Consider the following 17,261-nt stretch of genomic DNA (forward strand, 5'->3'; position numbering starts at 1 on the left):
ATGCGACAATGGCACCTTCACCCGCCCTGCCAGGAGGCTGCCATGCCGCGCCACCGTGAACTGAAGATCACCCTTAAACCGCTGCAGCTGATTTTCTGCGTGGCCTTTGGCCTGTGGCTCGGCGCCGTGGCCATTGCCCTGAGCCTGTGGCTGGCGTTGCGGCTGTGGCCCGAACACGTGCAACCGGTCGCCCAGGTGGTGGTGCCAGCCGTGACGCCACCGGCTGCCAGGCTTTCAGCGCCCGTGGCACAACCACCACAGGATGCGCAGAGCGAGATGTTCGAACGCTACAAGGACATCCTGCACCAGCAGCAAGTGCAGCAGGCCGCCGAGGCCGCCCAGGGCAACCCGCGCAACCTCAATAGCCCCAAGTGCCAGTTCTGGTTGGCGCAGAACCGCACTGCGCCCACCGACAAGAGCCAGGCCGCGGTGCTGGAGTTCTGTTACTGACCATGAACAAGGCCACCCTGCTCACGCGCATCGTCGCGGCCCTGGAAACCGACATGGAGGTGCTGCGCCGCGCCGCCCAAACCGCCTACGAAGCCGCCACCGCCGAAGAGAACATTGCCGAGAACAAGTACGACACCCTGGGGCTGGAGGCGTCGTACCTGGCCACCGGGCAGGCGCGGCGCACGGCCGAAATACGCCAGGCGCTGGTCACCTACCAGCAGTTGCTGTTGCGCGAGTACGACCCGACGCGTGGGGTGCAGGTGAGCAACCTGGTGACCCTGGAAGATGAAGATGGCGGGCGGCGGCGGTTGTTTCTCGGGCCGGAAGCGGCGGGGCTGAAGGTGGGTGAAGGTGAGGGGCTGGTGACCGTCATTACCCCGCGTTCGCCCTTGGGGCAGTTGTTGGTGGGCAAGCGGGTTGATGATGAGGTGAGCTTGGGGGCGCAGGTGTTTTACATCGTTGAGGTTGCCTGACAGGGCCTCTTCGCGGGGCAAGCCCGCTCCTACAGCAATCGCGCCGGCCTTTAACATTTGCGCAAGACCGGCAAGGTCAGCTTGCGCGTACTACGCTGGAACAGCCCCGCCCCCAAGGCATCCGGCCTTGCTTCCAGCAGGAGATCAGCATGTCCAAAGCACTTACCCTTGAAGGCAAAGTGGCCTTCGTTCAAGGCGGTTCCCGCGGCATCGGCGCCGCCATCGTGCGCCGCCTGGCGCGCGAAGGCGCGCAGGTAGCCTTTACCTACGTCAGCTCCGCCGGCCCCGCCGAGGCGCTGGCCGAGGAGGTCAAGGCCGCAGGCGGCCAGGCCCTGGCCCTGCGCGCCGACAGCGCCGACGCCGCTGCCTTGCAGTTGGCGGTGGACGACGCGGTAAAGGCCTTTGGCCGCCTCGATATCCTGGTCAACAACGCCGGCGTGCTGGCCGTGGCACCGCTGGCCGAGTTCGACCTGGCGGACTTCGACCGCACGCTCGCGGTCAACGTGCGCAGTGTGTTCGTCGCCAGCCAGGCAGCCGCCCGCTATATGGGCCAGGGCGGGCGCATCATCAATATCGGCAGCACCAACGCCGAGCGCATGCCCTTCGCCGGCGGCGCGCCCTATGCCATGAGCAAGTCGGCGCTGGTGGGGCTGACCAAGGGCATGGCGCGTGACCTGGGGCCACAGGGGATTACCGTGAACAACCTGCAGCCTGGGCCGGTGGACACCGACATGAACCCGGCCAGCGGCGAGTTTGCCGAAAGCCTGATTCCGTTGATGGCGGTTGGGCGGTACGGGCAGGCCGATGAGATTGCCAGTTTCGTCGCGTACCTGGCCGGGCCTGAGGCCGGTTACATCACCGGGGCCAGTTTGACGGTCGATGGTGGGTTTGCCGCCTGAGGCCAGCCTGGTTTGCACCCGCTTGGTAGGAGCGAGCGTAGCTCGCGATGGGGCGCGCAGCGGCCCCGGGTTTCCAGCTTCGCAGCCCAGGATGCCGGGGCTGCTTTGCAGCCCATCGCGAGCTGCGCTCGCTCCTACCGGGCCTACCGCCAACGCATGAAAACGCGATGCCTTCGCCCAGGTCAGCCCTCAACCCCCAGGCTCTGCTCCATCACCTCCAGAAACGCCCGCGCCGCCGGGGTCGGGCTATGGGCCCACACGGCATACAGGTGGCGCACCGGGGCATCCACCAGCGCCGCCACCGCCACCCCTTGAAACCCCTGGGCCACCCGCTCCGGCACCAAACCCACCGCCATGCCCCGCTGCACGAATTTTTCCACCAGGCGAATATGGCCAATTTCGAACTGCACCCGCCGCACCACCCCCGCCGCCTGGAACGCCTCATCGGTCTGGCGCCGCGCGCCGGTGCCTTCGGGAAAGTCCACCAATACCTGGTCGGCCAGGTCGGCCAACGCCAGCGGCGCCCTGCCCGCCAGCCGGTGCCCGGGCGGCAGCACGGCCACCAGCGCTTCGCGTGCCAGCAGGCGATGCTGCACACCCTGCAGTTGCTCGCCCTGCCACAAGCCAATGAAGCCCACATCCAGCCGCCGCTCGCACACGTCCGCCACCAGCAGCTCGCTCTTGGCGGTGAGCCAGCGCACGTCCACCTGCGGATAACGGCCATGGAACAGCGCCAGCACCTCCACCAGGTCCAGCGCGGTCAGCGAACTGATTTCGCCAATCGACAAGCGCCCCCGTACCTGGCCGCAGGCCGCCGCCACGTCATCGGCAATGCGCCTGGCGGCCTCCACCGCTGGCTTGGCGCTGAGCACGAAGGCTTCACCCGCCGGGGTCAGGCGCACCCGCCGCGAACTGCGCTCGAACAGGCTGACACCCAACTGCGCCTCCAGCCGCGCCACCTGGTGGCTAAGGGCCGACTGCACCACGTGGCAGCGCTCGGCAGCGCGGGTGAAACTGCCAGTATCGGCAACGGCCAGGGCGTATTCGAGCTGCTTGAGGTTCATCGATCTATCTGCTTTCAAGATGAATAGGTTGAAAACTATACATTGGTGTCATGCCTGATACTTCCCGATACTGCTCACCATTGACCGCCCCACGAGATTCCCCATGAATACGCCAACCCTGAGCCGCGCCCTGATCCTGCTGATGGCCACCGCCACCGGCCTGGCCGTGGCCAGCAACTACTACGCACAACCCCTGCTGCACAGCATCGCCGAGCACTTCGGCCTGAGCACCGCGAGCGCTGGCAGCATCGTCATCGCCGCCCAGCTGAGCTACGGCGCCGGCCTGTTGCTGCTGGCGCCCCTGGGCGATTTGTTCGAACAGCGCCGGCTGATCGTGGTGATGAGCGCCATCGCCACCCTGGGCCTGGTGATCAGCGCCTGCTCCCCTAGCCTGCCGTGGCTGATTCTGGGTACCGCGCTCACCGGGCTGTTCTCGGTGGTGGCGCAGATTCTGGTGCCCATGGCCGCGACCTTGAGCGAACCCCACCAGCGTGGGCGCGCGGTGGGCACGCTGATGAGCGGCCTGCTGCTGGGCATTCTGCTGGCGCGCACCGCAGCAGGCCTGATGGCCGAACTGGGCGGCTGGCGCAGCATCTATGTACTGGCCGCGGTATTGATGGCAATCACCGCCCTGGCCCTGTACCGCAGCCTGCCGCAACACCATAGCCATGCGGGGCTTAAATACCCGGCGCTGATCGGCTCGGTGTTCCGCCTGTTCATCGAGGAGCCGGTGCTGCGCCTGCGCTCGCTGCTTGGGCTATTGTCGTTCAGCCTGTTCGCGCTGTTCTGGACGCCCCTGGCCTTCCTCCTGGCGCAGCCGCCGTACCAGTATTCCGACGCGGTGATCGGCCTGTTCGGCCTGGCTGGCGCCGCCGGTGCACTGTCGGCCAACTGGGCCGGGCGCCTGGCCGACCGCGGCAAAGGGTCGCTGGGCACTACCGTGGGGCTGGTGGCGCTGTTGCTGGCGTGGGTGCCGCTGGGCTTTGCGCAAAGTTCGCTGCTGGCCTTGCTGGTGGGCGTGCTGGTGCTGGACCTGGCCGTGCAGCTGGTGCACGTGAGCAACCAGAACGCGGTAATCGCCCTGCGCCCCGAAGCCCGTACCCGGCTCAATGCGGGCTACATTACCTGCTACTTCATCGGCGGTGCGCTAGGCTCGTTGCTGGGTACGCAATTGTTCCAGCGCCAGGGATGGCAGGGGATCGTGGCAGCAGGCCTGGCCATCGGCGCAGTGGCGCTGGTGGTGTGGGGGTTGGCGGAGCGCAAGCGCAAGCTGACCCTGCACGTTGCCTGAAGGGGACAGGGTGGCCGCTGCGGCCACCCGCCACACGACCCTCCGTCGTCTTGTCGTTGACTTGCCTGCCCCTGCGGCGCTCAGTAGGCGTTGGTCTAGCCCTATCCCGAAGGATCATTCAATGACAAGACTCACGGTGCAATCCGGCGACTTCTTGCAAGGTGAAGGCGAGTTTCGCAATGGATCGCTCACGCTCAAGACCCCACGCAGTCCCTCGCCGGGCGAACGTATTTCACTCAACCGCGTCGTCGACCTGCGCCTGGCCAGCCTGGAGTCGAGTCGCAGCCTGGGCAGCGCCCTTGGCTGGGGCATGGCCGGGGCCTTGGTGGCCGGCCCGGTGGGCTTGCTGGCTGGGCTTTGGCTGGGCGGCAAGGAAGAGGAAGTGACTTTTTTGGCCACGTTCAAGGATGGCCGCAAACTGCTGGCCATTACCGACGGCAAGACCTGGTCGAAAATCGATGACACCTGGCGCCAGCATCGGCGTCCGGCTGCGGACTGAAAGGCTTTTGGGCTGGTAAGATAGCGCACCTTTTTTTGCCTGTTCCGGCGCTTTCGCGGGGCAAGCCCGCTCCTACAAGGATGTTGTAGGAGCGGGCTTGCCCCGTGAATGAAGCCTGCGCGGTCTTCGCCCCAAGGACGCCCTCCGCATGCCCCTGCTTCGCCCTCACCTGCCCCTGAGCCTGCTCAGCCTGGGCCTGGCCTTGCACAGCCCCCATGGCTTGGCCGAAGACAGCATCACCCTGGCCCCCGTGCAGGTGTCCGACACCTACGACGACAGCGGCTACCAGGCCCGCGAGGCGGCCGTGGGCGGTTTCCAGGCCGCACCGCTGCTCGACACCCCGGCCTCGGTCAGCGTGTTCAGCCAGGCCCTGCTGCAAGACCGCCAGGTGCGCCAGCTCAGCGAAGTGCTGCACAGCGACGCCTCGGTTGGCGAAAGCTACGCGCCCATCGGCTACTACGAAAACTTCAACGTGCGCGGCTTCGAACTCAATGCCGCCAGCAGCTACCGCATCAACGGCCAGACCATCGCCGGCGAGCAGAACGTGGCGCTGGAAAACAAGCAGCAGGTTGAACTGCTCAAGGGCCTGGCCGGCCTGCAAAGCGGCGTTTCGGCGCCCGGCGGGCTGATCAACTACGTGACCAAGCGCGCCGCCGATGTGCGCAGCGTCAGCGTGTCCACCAATGCCCAGGGCGAGCGCTACCTGGCCACCGACCTGGGCGGCTGGTTCGGCAGCGAACGGCAGTTCGGCGTGCGGGTGAACCTGGCCCACGAAGATATCCGCTCCTATGTCGACCACGCCGATGGCAAGCGCGACTTCGCCTCGCTGGCCTTCGACTGGCAGATCAACCCCAATGCCACCCTGCAGCTCGACGCCGAGTACCAGCACCGCGAACAGCGCTCGGTGCCGGGCTACCAGTTGCTGGGCGGCAGCGAACTGCCCCACGGCATCGACCCGCACGACCGCCTGGCCTACCAACAGTGGGCCAAGCCTGTGCAAAACGACTCGCTGAACCTGGGCGGGCGTTTCGCCTACCGCTTCAACGACAACTGGACCGGCACCCTGAGCGCTTCGCGCAGCCAGGTGGTGATCGATGACTACAGTTCGTTCGCCTGGGGCAGCGAGGGTGGCTGGCAGTCGCACTTCAGCCCGCAAGGCGACTACGACATCTACGACTTCCGCAGCCCCGACGACACCCGCCGCACCGACGAAGCCCAGGCCATGCTCGAAGGCCACTTCGACGCACTGGGGGTTGGCCACGCGCTGACCGTGGGCACCAGCGCCCAGCGCCGCACCCTCGACCAGCGCCCGTATTACAACGCGCTGGTAGGCAGCGGCAATATCTACACCGGCACGCCGGCGGTGGACCCGTCGGACGACCCCGTGGGCGCGAGCCAGCGGCGCCTGGACAGCCGCCAATACGGCCTGTTCGCCAGCGACCGGATCACCTTCAACGAGCAGTGGCAGACCGTGATCGGCGCCCGCGAAATACGCCTGGACGAACGCACCTGGGACGAGGACGGCAACGCCGGCCGGCATACCCGCCAGTACCAGTTGCTGCCAAACGCTGCGCTGATCTACAAGCCGCGCCCGGACACCACCCTGTATGCCAGCTACGCCAAGGGCCTGTCGGCCGGCGGCACGGCGCCGTGGTACGCGAACAATGCGGCCGAGATTCTGGCCCCTACTCTCTCCCACCAACTGGAGCTGGGTATCAAGCAGGACTGGCAGCGCATGAGCTTCAGTGCGGCGCTGTTCCAGCTGCGCCAGGCTTACCAGTATGCGCGCCCTGAAGGGGATGGCAGTTTCAGCTACGTGCAGCAGGGCCAGCAGAAGAACATCGGCCTGGAGCTGGGCGCCAGTGGCTGGGTAACCTCGAACCTGCAGCTGCAGGCCAGCGCCGCGGCGATTCGCGCACGGGTGCACAACAGCGGCACAGAGGCCTACGAAGGGCACCAGGCGATCAACGTACCGCGCTTGCGCGCGGCGCTGCAGGCCGACTACAGCCTGCCGGTGCCAGGCCTGGCGTTGCTTGGCGGGGCACGCTACAGCGCCAGCAAGTATGCGAGCCAGGCGGGCAATGTGCAGGTGGGCGGGTACACCGTGTTCGATGTGGGCAGCCGCTATCGCACGCAGATCGGGGGGTATGACACGGTGCTGCGCCTGACCGTGGATAACGTCTTCGACAAACGCTACTGGCGCGATGTGGGCGATTACCTGGGCGACAACTACCTGTTCCAGGGCGCGCCGCGCACGGCACGGTTGTCGGCGTCGGTGAGTTTCTAACCGCCCCCTATTCTCCCCCAGGCCGCCGATCTCCATGTAGGAGCGAGCGCAGCTCGCGATGCGCCGCGCGCGGCGCTAGTTCCATGGAGAGGCGCTGGGGTTGAGATCGAGCGCCGCAAGCGGCGCATCGCGAGCTCCTACCAGGGGGCCTGGGGAGCAGGTGCCAGAAAGCAAAAAGCCCCCGAACTTTTCAGTTCGGGGGCTCTTCGCAGAATGTGGCGGTGAAGAAGGGATTTGAACCCTTGATACGATTTCTCGTATACACACTTTCCAGGCGTGCTCCTTCGACCACTCGGACACTTCACCGTTTTCCCTTCAAGGCATTCACCCTGTCGAGGCGCGCTAATTTAGTGGAAGAGCTTTTCTTTGGCAAGCATTTTTTTCAAATTTTTCATGTATTTATGCCAAACCACTGAAACGCGCAGGTTGCCAGGGCAAAGCTGCCAATCTCGCCTGCGCTTTTACCCGGCGCCAGCGCCCTGCCCTCGCCCGGCAAGGCATAGGGCGCCGCCGCTGACTGGCCAGTCAGCCTTGCCGCTTTACCTGGCCCGCGGCGCTGGGTAACGTCGTCGCCACGCCCCCCAAAGGACTCTGCCATGAGCGAGCTGATTACCTACCACGCCGAAGACGGCATCGCCACCCTGACCCTGAACAACGGCAAGGTCAACGCCATCTCGCCGGATGTCATCGCGGCCTTCAATGCCGCGCTCGACCGCGCCGTGCAGGACCGCGCGGTGGTGATCATCACCGGCCAGCCGGGCATCCTTTCCGGCGGTTACGACCTCAAGGTGATGACCTCCGGCCCCAAGGAAGCCGTGGCCCTGGTGACGGCTGGCTCCACCCTGGCACGCCGCCTGCTGGCGCACCCGTTCCCGGTGATCGTCGCCTGCCCTGGCCATGCCGTGGCCAAGGGCGCGTTCCTGCTGCTGTCGGCTGACTACCGCATCGGCGTCGAAGGGCCGTACAAGATTGGCCTGAACGAAGTGCAGATCGGCATGACCATGCACCACGCCGGCATCGAACTGGCGCGCGACCGCCTGGGCCGCGCGGCCTTCCACCGTTCGGTGATCAACGCCGAGATGTTCGCACCCAAGGAGGCCCTGGAGGCCGGGTTCCTCGACCGGGTGGTGCCAGCCGAACAGCTGTTGGAAGCGGCCCAGGGCGTTGCCCGGGAATTGAAGAAGCTGAACATGCTGGCGCACAAGAACACCAAGCTGAAGGTGCGCAAGGCGTTGCTCGATACCCTGGACGAAGCGATCTTGCTCGACCAAGGGCATATGGGGTGACCTCGCAGGCCCCATCGCGACTGGTAGGAGCGACCGCAGGTCGCGATAGGGCCCGCCCAGGCTGACACCAAGGTTTGCCCCAGCCAGTGCACACCCGTACACTGCCCCGCGACTGTCTGGTGTGAGTCGTACCATGCTCTACTCCCTTCGCATGTTCCTGTTGGCGTTGCACTTCGTGCTGGTGGGGGCCATCGGCCTGCTGATTGGCCTGCTGCGCCCGTTCAACCGCGACAACAGCCGGGTATTCGCCCGCCTCTACAGCCTGCCGGCCACCTGGCTGCTGCGCATCAAGGTCAAGGCCGAGGTCGGCCCGCTGTGGGACCAGCCACCTGGCTGCGTGATCGTCGCCAACCACCAATCCAACTTCGACCTGTTCGTGCTCGGCCATGTGGTGCCGCAACGCACCGTGGCCATCGGCAAGAAAAGCCTGGGCTGGATTCCACTGTTCGGCCAGTTGTTCTGGCTGGGTGGCAACGTGCTGGTCGACCGCAAGAACGCCTACCAGGCGCGCAAGGCGATGCAAACCACCACACGCATACTGCGCGACGACACCTCGATCTGGATTTTCCCGGAAGGCACGCGCAACCCCGAACAGCAGTTGCTGGCCTTCAAGAAAGGCGCGTTCCACATGGCCGTCGAAGCCGGCGTGCCAATCGTGCCGGTGTGCGTCAGCCGCTATGCCCGGCGCCTGAGCCTGAACAGCTGGCGGCGGCGCACGGTGATCGTTCGCTCGTTGCCGCCCATTGCGACTGCCGGCCTCGGCCAGCAAGACCTGCCCGCGTTGATCGAGCAGTGCCGCAGCCAGATGCAGCATTGCATCGACCATATGGAACGGGAATTGGTGGAGCCCTAGGCGGGCGCTGCTCCCCCCCAGGGGTTAAGCTGTAGGGCGTCTGCAACCGAATAAGTGGATCACCATGGGACGAGTCGTGGCATCGGCGGTGTATGCCGCCGGCAGGAAGGTCACCAATATCAATATCGATGAAGGCAGCGAGTGGGCACGCAAGCCGGGGCATTTCGTGTGGATCGGCCTGGAAGAACCCAACGCCGAGGAGCTGGCCAACCTGCAGTGCCAGTTCAACCTGCACGAACTGGCCATCGAGGACGCGCTGGAAAAGCACAGCCGGCCGAAGCTTGAAACCTTTGGTGACGCGCTGTTCATCGTCACCTACTCGCCGGTACGCCATGAAGGCAAGCTGGAGTTCATCGAAACCCACATCTTCGCCGGCAACGGCTACATCATCACCTGCCGCAACGGCCACTCGAAATCCTATGCCCTGGTACGCCAGCGCTGCGAGGCACGCCCGCTGCTGCTGGAGCATGGCGAAGACTTCGTGCTGTATGCGTTGCTCGACTTCGTGACCGAGAACTACCAGCCGGTGAGCGAGGCCATTCATGGCGAGATCGAGGAGCTGGAGCAGAGCGTGCTCAGCAATTCCTTGCAGGAAGACGACATCCGCCGCCTGCACAGCCTGCGCCGCGACATCTTGCGCCTGCGCCGCTACGTGGCGCCGATGGTGGAAGTGAGCGAGGAACTGCAACGCCTGAGCTTCCCGTTCATCGACAAGAACATGCGCCCGTACTTCAAGGATGTGCAGATTCACGTCACCCGGCAGATGGAAGACCTGGCCAGTATCCGTGACATCGCCAGCCAAACCATCGAGATCGGCATGCTGCTGGAGTCGTCGCGCCAGAGCATCGTGCAGCGCAAGTTTGCCGCGTGGGCGGCGATTCTGGCGTTTCCCACGGCGATTGCCGGGGTGTATGGGATGAACTTCCAGAACATGCCGGAGCTGAGCTGGCATTACGGCTATTTTGCCGTGCTGGGGGTGATTGGGCTGGGGTGCGCGGGGTTGTATGCCAGCTTCAAGAAGTCGGGTTGGCTTTAGGGCCTATCGCGAGCTGCGCTCGCTCCTACCGGGCCTGTGCAAGGCCTGTAGGAGCGAGCGTAGCTCGCGATTCGCTCAGGCAGCGCTGTCGCTTGCCTTGCGGGGTTGCTGAATGAACCGCAGCATCCACTCCCCTACCAGGTCGCCCTGGTGCTCGGTAGCCAGGCTGGCGATGGCCTTGTGGTACACCTCGTCGCCCAGATAGGCCTGGCGCGCATCCAGCAGCGCCCGCGAATAATCATGCACGAACTCCGGGTGGCCCTGGAAGCACAGCACCTGGTCACCAATGTGGTACGCCGCGTTCGGGCAGAAATCGCTTGAGGCAATCACCGTGGCGCCTTCGGGCAGCTGGGTCACCTGGTCCTGGTGGCTGATCAGCAGGCTCAGTTCGGCAACCTGCGGGTCCATCCACGGCGCATGGGCGGCCAGCGAATAGCGGTGCACACCCACGCCCCAGCCCTGGTCGGCGCGTTCGGCCTTGCCACCCAGGGTCAGCGCCAGCAACTGGTGACCGAAACACACACCCAGCAGTTTCTCGCCACGCTGGTACAGCTTCAGCAGGTACGCCTTGAGCGTCTGGATCCATGGGTCGCTGCCGAACGAGTCGGCCTTGCTGCCGGTAACCAGGTAGGCATCGAAGCGTTCGCTGTCGGGCGGGTAGTCGCCGTTCATGACGTTGTACACACGAAACTCGGCGGCGATCGGCTGACGCGAGAAGAGCTGCTCGAACATCCTTCCGTAGCCCTGGTACTGCGCGGTCAACTCCGGTCGCAGGACATCGGTTTCAAGGATGCAGATGCGTAACGACATAGGGATAGTCCTGAACGACATGGGTGGGAATCTGCTGTAGAGACTGACGCGAAAGCCACGTACAAGCAAGTAGGTCGCACTGACGAACGGTCACATTTCGTCGGCACGCCAACGGTGAATACGCCGCTGTCTAGCCAGAGCATGCCAGCGGGATGGCCCATGGCCTCATAGCCAATGGAGATCAACCAACAAGCATTTAGAACAAAGGGTTCTGGCTCACGGATGACGCTGGCGCTGTGCGTGGTTTATATCCACATACATGAGGCAAGCAGCAACGGCGCCACCCGCCCCGCTGCGATCGACCCGCGACGCGACAAGGAAGCCAACGGGTATTCAGGAATAACAACAAGAAGGCGGTCCGCCATGTTCAGTCAATCGAAGCTACGCCAAGCTGGGCTCATTCTATTCGCTACCACGTTGCTGCTGATTCTGCCGAACCTGACACGCTTGTTCGGCTAACAGTGGCTGTAGCCTTTTTCGGCAACGCACAGGTAACCTGCCGGCCTTGACGGTCGGAGATTGCCTATGCGCCAGTGCCTTGCCCTGCTTACCCTTCTGGTCAGCCTGCCCCTGTGGGCGGCGCAATTGCAGCTGGAGCTGGGCGGCGCCGTGCGCCGCCTGGACAGCGCGGCGCTGCTCAAGCACCCGCAGGCGCGCGAGATCGACATCGAGCAGGATGTGGCCTACAAACGGGCCATGCACTACCGCGCCGTGCCCCTGGCGGCGCTGCTTGAAGGGGTAACGGCAGGCGACCACCTGCAGGCCGTGGCGCTGGACGGGTTCGCCGCCGAGATGCCCGCCGGGCCTTTGCTGCAGGCGGGGCCGGCGCGGGCCTGGCTGGCGGTTGAAGACCCGGGCAAGCCGTGGCCACCTTTGGCCGATGGCAAGCCCAGCGCGGGGCCGTTCTACCTGGTATGGACCCATGCCCAGGCCAGCGGCATTCGCCCCGAGCAGTGGCCCTTCCAGATCACTACCCTGCGCCGCCTGGCCTCGGTGGAGCAACGCTTTCCGGCGTTGTTGCCCGACCCGAAGCTGGCCGCCGACGACCCGGTGCGCCAGGGGTTTTCGTTGTTCCAGCAGAACTGCCTGGCCTGCCATCGGCTCAATGGCGCGGGGGATGCGCAGTTTGGGCCTGACCTGAACGTGCCGCATAACCCCACCGAGTATTTCCGGCCTGAATTCCTGCGGATGTACATTCGCGACCCGCAGGGGTTGCGGCGCTGGCCCCAGGCGAAGATGCCGGGGTTTGGCGCGGATGTGTTGAGTGACCAGGAGCTGGAGGCGTTGTTGGCTTACCTCAAGCACATGGCTGGGCGTAGGGGGTGAGATTGCCAGGGGCTGCCAGGCAGCCCATTCGCGGGGCAAGCCCGCTCCTACACAGGCATGGCGTGCCCCGCGAATACCTCAGGCAATAGGCCGCTCTTGCTTGACGCCCCACCCCTCGACCTCACCGCCATAGGGCGAAACAACCTGCTCGAAGGCCTCCTCGAAGTCGCCAATCCCGCCATAGGTGGCATACATGACCTTGCTCAGTTCCAGGTGCCAGGCGCCATCGTCCCGCTCATGCACCTGGGCATTCAACGACTCGCCGCGAAACTGCCCAGCCGCACGCCGGGCGCCGGCTTCGTCGGGGAATACCGCGTAGAACTCGATGGGGTGGATACGGGTGAAATCGAAACCGCCAGCTTTCATCTGGCGCAGGACATTGCTGCTGATATCGTCGTTCAGGCTGCTCATGAATCGTCCTCCCGAATGAAGCGATGGATAGACTTTCCGTGCACTACGCACCTGCTGGCAGGGCCAGCAGTTCGAGCTGATGCAAGACGCGAATTGAACAGGTGCAGGCCCGCAGAAAAGGCCTGCGCCTGGGTGTAGCGTAGCGCCTGCAATAGCACTACGCCAACCCTGGGCCAACCTGCAGGTCAGGAAGCTTCTTGGATGCGAGTGATTACCACGCCGTTCTGCTCCTTGAGCCATCGGGCGGTGGGGGATGGGGCGCGGTCCTGGAAGTCGTTGAGATCCAGTTCGTCCATGACCGGAAACAAGTGCGAACGAATGGCGCGGGCCGCTTCCTCCTCGCTGGGGCACTGCTCGCCGTGAAGCAGCAGTGTGGTCGGCTCGCCCTTCTGATCGGCAAAGATGACTTCCCACTCTTTCATTAAATAGCCCTCTCAAGCAAAGGACACGGAATACGTGATGCCTGTAAATGCTTGACCTTGGGCGCGGGGATTTGTTCAGTCTGTGCCGGCCTCTTCGCAAGAGGTTTGCGCAAGCGTGGTAGGAGCGAGCGTAGCTCGCGATGGGGCGCGCAGCGGCCCCAGAGGTTCAGCGTCGCGGCTGATTACGCCGGGGCTGCCTTGCAGCCCATCGCGAGCTGCGCTCGCTCCTACCAGGTGTATCGCCCAGGAAAGGGGCCGCAACGCGGCCCTGGGGCTTACTTCTTCGGTGTGCCGTGAACCACGCCAGCGGTGTTGTCCAGCAGGCTCTTGGTCGCCGTCTGGATGAACGCTTCGAGCTGCTGCAGCATTTGCGGCTGCTCTGGGCTTTCGATCAGCTCGGCCTTGAACTCGCTGCCCAGCTGGTAGCGGTACATGCGCGGGCTCATGTCCTTGGACTCGATCAGCAGGTGGTCACCCTTGACCAGGCCCACGATCTGCTCGCTGCCCGAGGGCTTGATCATGCCCACGCCCGGGTCACCGGCAGGCAAGTTGAGCAGGTCGCGGCCCCAGCACTGGTGACGGGTTTCGCCACCCAGGCGGCCCATGATGGTCGGCACGATGTCGACCTGGGTACCCACGGTGTGGTCGACCGCGCCGAATTTCTCCTGGATGCCCGGAGCAATCAGCAGCAGCGGCACGTTGAAGCGGCCCAGGTCCAGCTCGGTGACCTGCTGGTGGTTGCCGAAGCCGTGGTCGCCGACGATGACGAACAGGGTGTCCTTGAAGTACGGCTCTTTACGCGCCTTCTCGAAGAACTGGCCCAGCGCCCAGTCGGAGTAGCGCATGGCGGTCAAGTGCTCGTCCAGGCGGCCCTGGCCAGTCACTTTCTCCACCGGCAGGTTCGCCGGCAGCGCGTACGGGGTGTGGTTGGACAGGGTTTGCAGCAGCGCGTAGATCGGCTTCTTCTGGTCGTGCTTGGCCAGTTCCTCGTTGCCACGGTCGAACATGTCCTGGTCGGACACGCCCCAGGTCGGGTCGGAGAACACCGGGTTCACGAAGTCGTTGCGGCCGATGAAGGTGGTCATGCCCTGGTTGCCGAAGAACCCGGACTGGTTGTCCCAGGCGAAGTCGCCGTTGTACACGTAGACGTCGTCGTAATCACGGGCGCTGAGCAGTGCCGGCAAGCCCGACAGCTTGTGGCCGCCTTCCGGGGTCTGCATCAGGTATTCGAAGCCTGGCAGGTTGGGGAAGCAGGCCATGGTGGCGAACATACCCTGGTGGGTATGGGTGCCATTGGAGAAGAAGCGGTCGAACAGCAGGCCTTCCTTGGCCAGCTTGTCGAAGTACGGGGTGATGTTGTTCGGGCTGCCCAGGGCGCCTACCGAATGGCCGGCGAAGCTTTCCATGAGGATCACCACGACGTTCTTCACCGCCAGGGTGCGGTCGGCTGGCGGGGTGAAGTCACGGCGCACGGCGGCCTCGTCGGCATCCACCAGCACGTCGTTGGCGGTGAGCAGTTGCTTGCGCACGGTGTCGGTGGCCAGGTCCTGCTTGAGCACCGGCTTCCAGATGTTGGCGCGGTCTTCGCCGAAGCGGCTCTTGGCAGCGTCGATCAGGGTCAGGGTGCCGTTCAGGCCCAGCTGGTTGACGAAGTTGGAGTCGGTGGTGAAGGCATCGCCCCAGCGCATCGGCGGGCCTTGGCGCAGGGTGCCACGGGCGGCGAGCACCGCCACCAGCAGAATCACCATGAACACCGCCAGGCGGTTGTACCAGGCGGCCACGCGCTGGCCCGAGCCACGGGTGGCGCGATCGATGCCCTTGAACAGCAGGCTCAGCAACCAGGTGCCGACCAGCCAGGCCAGCAGGTAGCGCACCACCGGGAAGCCGTACCAGAGCATGCTCAGTACGGTCTTGGGGTCTTCCTTGATGTATTGGAACACCAGGCCGTTCAGGCGCTGGTGGAACTCACGGTAGAAGTCCATCTCCATCAGGCCAAGGAACATCACCACACTGGAGCTGATGGTCAGCCAGAAGCGGAACAGCCCGCGCCGGGCCATCAGCCAGGGGCTCAGGGTGGCCAGCAACAGCGGAATGCTCAGGTACACCACCACGCGCAGGTCGAAGCGCAGGCCGTTGAGGAAGCCTTCGGCAACGGTGGAGTACGGGGTGTCGCCGATCATGTCGCTGTTGTAGACCAGCAACGCCAGGCGCACCAGGCTGAGCATCAGCATGATCACCAGGCCGCTGAGCAGCATGTAGGCCAGGTGTGATTTCAAGGTCGGCGTGAAAGCTCGCGCGCCCTGTTGCTTCAAGGCATCCGTGTTAGCCATGAATGGGGAAGTCCTAGGATTGCGGGTTTGCGGAGATGGCGCTGGTACTGGACCAACGCAGCATTGTGCGGGTGCGGATTCTGTTTAAACCAATGTGAAAATTTTGTCACGGGGCTGTTGCAGATTTTGTCTGCGCCGGCCCTTCCGCGCCCGGGTCAGAGCCGCACATTGCCCCGGGGGCCGGCAATTGCCCAGATGATAAGGCCAATTACCGGCAGCAAGGCGATCAGCAGAATCCACAGCACCTTGATGCCGATTTCGGCATTGCTCTTGATCACGTTGAGAATCGCCCAGATGTCCAGGGCGAGGATGATCAGGCCGACCAGGCCGTTGAAGGTGGACCCCATTGCACAGCGCTCCTTTGAACGTAAGCCATGGCGCTGAGCATAGTTGGGGATTGCGCGCCTCGCGGCGCATCGCGAGCTGCGCTCGCTCCTACGGGGTTCATGTACCCAGGCAGGAGCGATGCGATTCAGACGTGAACGGCGACCTTCAGGGCCTCCAGCGCAGGCTCCAGCTTGATGCCCACCTCGGCCCCCAGGGCCAGTACGCGGTCCAGGTCCTGCTGCCCCACCATCACCATCTGCACCTCGTCGTCGAGCAACTGGCTGAAGTTCAGCAGCACATAGCCCCCGGCTTCCTTGTTCAAGGCGCCCATCTGTACCTGGATACGGTTGAGCGCGGTCAGCGGTTCGGTACGCGCCAGCTGCTTGGGCTTGAGGGTGAACGCCACGCTCTTGTCGAACGAGTCGCTGATGTGCTGGAACAAGTCCTGGTAGCTGTCGGCCTGGAACACCACCGTGTCCGGCAGGCTGCCGAGCACCACCCATTCGCCCAGCGGCATCGGGAAGCTGTCGTCGTAGTTGATGTCCGGGTTGGCGGCAAGGAAGGCGGCGGGGTCGGCGTAGGCCTGGGCGGCTTCGTCGGCGATGCGCTCGATGTCCTCATCGCGCATGCAACCGGCGGCAATGAGGCTGATGAGTTCGAGCAACTGGTTTTTCATGAAGGGGGCCTGCGGCGGGTGAAAAGGCGCCAAGGATAGCCGCAAACGCCCCCGCAGGGTTAGCCGGCCAGCGCTTGCAGGCGCTCGGTGGCCTGCACCGCCCCCATGGTTTGTGCCGCCATCAGCGCGGTGGCGCCACGGGCGTCCTGGTGCGCAGGGTCGGCGCCCTGGGCCAACAGGAAGTCGAGGATTTCGCCACGGTTGAACATGGCCGCCAGCATCAGCGCGGTGCGCCCGTCCTGGGCGGCGGCATCCACCGGTACACCGTGCGCCAGCAACAGGCGGATCATGGCCAGGTCGCCCTTGAACGCTGCGCCGGCAATGGGCAACTGGCCGTTGTCGTTGGCAATCAGCGGGTCGGCGCCATGCTCCAGCAGCACGCGCGCCGCCTCCAGGTGGCCGTGGTAGCTGGCCAGCATCAGCAGGGTGTCGCCCTTGTGGTTGCGCAGGTCAGCCGGCAGCCCGCTGGCGAGCAAGCGCTGCAGCATCTGGGCATCGCCCTGGCGGGCGCGGTCGAACACCTGCTCGGCGAAAGCTGCGGTTTCGTCATCGGTCATGGCGACGGGTTGGTCAGACATCTGGAACCTCCTGGCAGAAAAGATTGCCCAAGTGTTTGTCAGGCACGGCCATGGGGTCAAAGGTTCAGAATCTATGGGGCCGATAGCCAAGTGGCCAACCGTGCAAAATGCACTGTGCAAAATGCACGACCATGCAGACTGCACGAAGGTGCTTCTGCAAAAACGCCGCAAACACCTGTATTCATTGGGTTTTTACCGAATTCGATTACTGGCACGGTCACTGCAACAGTCAACTCACGTCTG

General features: G+C 64.5%; 19 protein-coding genes and 1 tRNA gene. 11 read left to right on the forward strand and 9 right to left on the reverse strand.

Going from position 1 to position 17,261, the window contains the following annotated elements:
- The first annotated feature begins 42 nt into the window (after window positions 1–42).
- The 3 genes from F3J45_RS05245 (at window position 43) to F3J45_RS05255 (ending at window position 1,822) form a co-directional block, all read left to right on the forward strand.
- Complete coding sequence (locus F3J45_RS05245) at window positions 43–450, forward strand: hypothetical protein (RefSeq protein WP_167058368.1); 408 nt, start codon at window positions 43–45, stop codon at window positions 448–450.
- Between the two features lie 2 nt (window positions 451–452).
- Window positions 453–923, forward strand: a complete 471-nt coding sequence (locus tag F3J45_RS05250) for a GreA/GreB family elongation factor (protein WP_167058371.1) — start codon at window positions 453–455, stop codon at window positions 921–923.
- Window positions 924–1,072: 149 nt separating this feature from the next.
- Entirely contained in the window at window positions 1,073–1,822 is a 750-nt protein-coding gene (locus F3J45_RS05255; RefSeq protein ID WP_167058375.1) for a 3-oxoacyl-ACP reductase family protein, read from the forward strand.
- A 182-nt stretch (window positions 1,823–2,004) separates the two neighbouring features.
- Here F3J45_RS05255 and F3J45_RS05260 read toward each other — a convergent pair whose 3' ends face one another.
- A complete protein-coding gene (locus F3J45_RS05260) occupies window positions 2,005–2,886 on the reverse strand; it encodes a LysR family transcriptional regulator (RefSeq protein ID WP_167058378.1) in 882 nt (293 codons plus the stop codon).
- A 103-nt stretch (window positions 2,887–2,989) separates the two neighbouring features.
- Between F3J45_RS05260 and F3J45_RS05265 the strand changes: the two genes are divergently transcribed.
- From F3J45_RS05265 to F3J45_RS05275, 3 genes are all read left to right on the forward strand, one after another.
- On the forward strand, window positions 2,990–4,177 hold the full coding sequence (locus F3J45_RS05265; protein WP_167058381.1) for an MFS transporter: 1,188 nt from the start codon (window positions 2,990–2,992) through the stop codon (window positions 4,175–4,177).
- 121 nt (window positions 4,178–4,298) lie between these two features.
- On the forward strand, window positions 4,299–4,676 hold the full coding sequence (locus tag F3J45_RS05270) for a hypothetical protein (RefSeq protein WP_167058384.1): 378 nt from the start codon (window positions 4,299–4,301) through the stop codon (window positions 4,674–4,676).
- Between the two features lie 148 nt (window positions 4,677–4,824).
- Entirely contained in the window at window positions 4,825–6,963 is a 2,139-nt protein-coding gene (locus F3J45_RS05275; RefSeq protein WP_167058387.1) for a TonB-dependent siderophore receptor, read from the forward strand.
- 216 nt (window positions 6,964–7,179) lie between these two features.
- Here F3J45_RS05275 and F3J45_RS05280 read toward each other — a convergent pair.
- Window positions 7,180–7,269: transfer RNA gene (locus F3J45_RS05280), tRNA-Ser, on the reverse strand.
- 290 nt (window positions 7,270–7,559) lie between these two features.
- Here F3J45_RS05280 and F3J45_RS05285 point away from each other — a divergent pair.
- The 3 genes from F3J45_RS05285 (at window position 7,560) to F3J45_RS05295 (ending at window position 10,138) form a co-directional block, all read left to right on the forward strand.
- Window positions 7,560–8,249 carry a crotonase/enoyl-CoA hydratase family protein gene (locus F3J45_RS05285; protein ID WP_167058391.1) on the forward strand — a complete coding sequence of 230 codons (690 nt, stop codon included), beginning with the start codon at window positions 7,560–7,562 and terminating at the stop codon, window positions 8,247–8,249.
- A gap of 133 nt (window positions 8,250–8,382) precedes the next feature.
- Window positions 8,383–9,102 (forward strand): 1-acyl-sn-glycerol-3-phosphate acyltransferase, encoded by a 720-nt coding sequence (locus F3J45_RS05290; RefSeq protein ID WP_167058394.1) that lies wholly within the window; start codon window positions 8,383–8,385, stop codon window positions 9,100–9,102.
- Window positions 9,103–9,166: 64 nt separating this feature from the next.
- Window positions 9,167–10,138 carry a magnesium and cobalt transport protein CorA gene (locus tag F3J45_RS05295; protein ID WP_167058398.1) on the forward strand — a complete coding sequence of 324 codons (972 nt, stop codon included), beginning with the start codon at window positions 9,167–9,169 and terminating at the stop codon, window positions 10,136–10,138.
- 75 nt (window positions 10,139–10,213) lie between these two features.
- Here the strand turns inward: F3J45_RS05295 and F3J45_RS05300 are convergent, their stop codons facing one another.
- On the reverse strand, window positions 10,214–10,948 hold the full coding sequence (locus F3J45_RS05300; protein WP_167058401.1) for an amidotransferase: 735 nt from the start codon (window positions 10,946–10,948) through the stop codon (window positions 10,214–10,216).
- A gap of 174 nt (window positions 10,949–11,122) precedes the next feature.
- Here F3J45_RS05300 and F3J45_RS05305 point away from each other — a divergent pair, with 174 nt between their 5' ends.
- Together F3J45_RS05305 and F3J45_RS05310 are read left to right on the forward strand one after the other, a co-directional pair.
- On the forward strand, window positions 11,123–11,407 hold the full coding sequence (locus F3J45_RS05305; protein ID WP_167057890.1) for a hypothetical protein: 285 nt from the start codon (window positions 11,123–11,125) through the stop codon (window positions 11,405–11,407).
- 66 nt (window positions 11,408–11,473) lie between these two features.
- On the forward strand, window positions 11,474–12,274 hold the full coding sequence (locus F3J45_RS05310; protein WP_167058403.1) for a cytochrome c: 801 nt from the start codon (window positions 11,474–11,476) through the stop codon (window positions 12,272–12,274).
- A 78-nt stretch (window positions 12,275–12,352) separates the two neighbouring features.
- On the opposite strand, the gene F3J45_RS05315 is transcribed toward F3J45_RS05310, so the two are convergent.
- The 6 genes from F3J45_RS05315 to F3J45_RS05340 form a co-directional block, all read right to left on the reverse strand.
- Window positions 12,353–12,685: a ribonuclease E inhibitor RraB gene (locus F3J45_RS05315; RefSeq protein ID WP_167058406.1), complete on the reverse strand. Its 333-nt coding sequence runs from the start codon at window positions 12,683–12,685 to the stop codon at window positions 12,353–12,355.
- A 185-nt stretch (window positions 12,686–12,870) separates the two neighbouring features.
- Window positions 12,871–13,107, reverse strand: coding sequence for a hypothetical protein (locus F3J45_RS05320; protein ID WP_167058409.1), 237 nt, complete (start codon window positions 13,105–13,107; stop codon window positions 12,871–12,873).
- Between the two features lie 275 nt (window positions 13,108–13,382).
- On the reverse strand, window positions 13,383–15,437 hold the full coding sequence (locus tag F3J45_RS05325; protein ID WP_167058411.1) for an LTA synthase family protein: 2,055 nt from the start codon (window positions 15,435–15,437) through the stop codon (window positions 13,383–13,385).
- Window positions 15,438–15,592: 155 nt separating this feature from the next.
- Window positions 15,593–15,784: a PLDc N-terminal domain-containing protein gene (locus F3J45_RS05330; protein WP_167058414.1), complete on the reverse strand. Its 192-nt coding sequence runs from the start codon at window positions 15,782–15,784 to the stop codon at window positions 15,593–15,595.
- 125 nt (window positions 15,785–15,909) lie between these two features.
- A complete protein-coding gene (locus F3J45_RS05335) occupies window positions 15,910–16,440 on the reverse strand; it encodes a hypothetical protein (protein WP_167058417.1) in 531 nt (176 codons plus the stop codon).
- Between the two features lie 59 nt (window positions 16,441–16,499).
- Window positions 16,500–17,018 (reverse strand): ankyrin repeat domain-containing protein, encoded by a 519-nt coding sequence (locus F3J45_RS05340; RefSeq protein ID WP_167058421.1) that lies wholly within the window; start codon window positions 17,016–17,018, stop codon window positions 16,500–16,502.
- Between the last annotated feature and the right edge of the window lie 243 nt (window positions 17,019–17,261).

The organism is Pantoea sp. Ap-967 (genome assembly GCF_011752565.1).
GTDB lineage: Bacteria > Pseudomonadota > Gammaproteobacteria > Pseudomonadales > Pseudomonadaceae > Aquipseudomonas.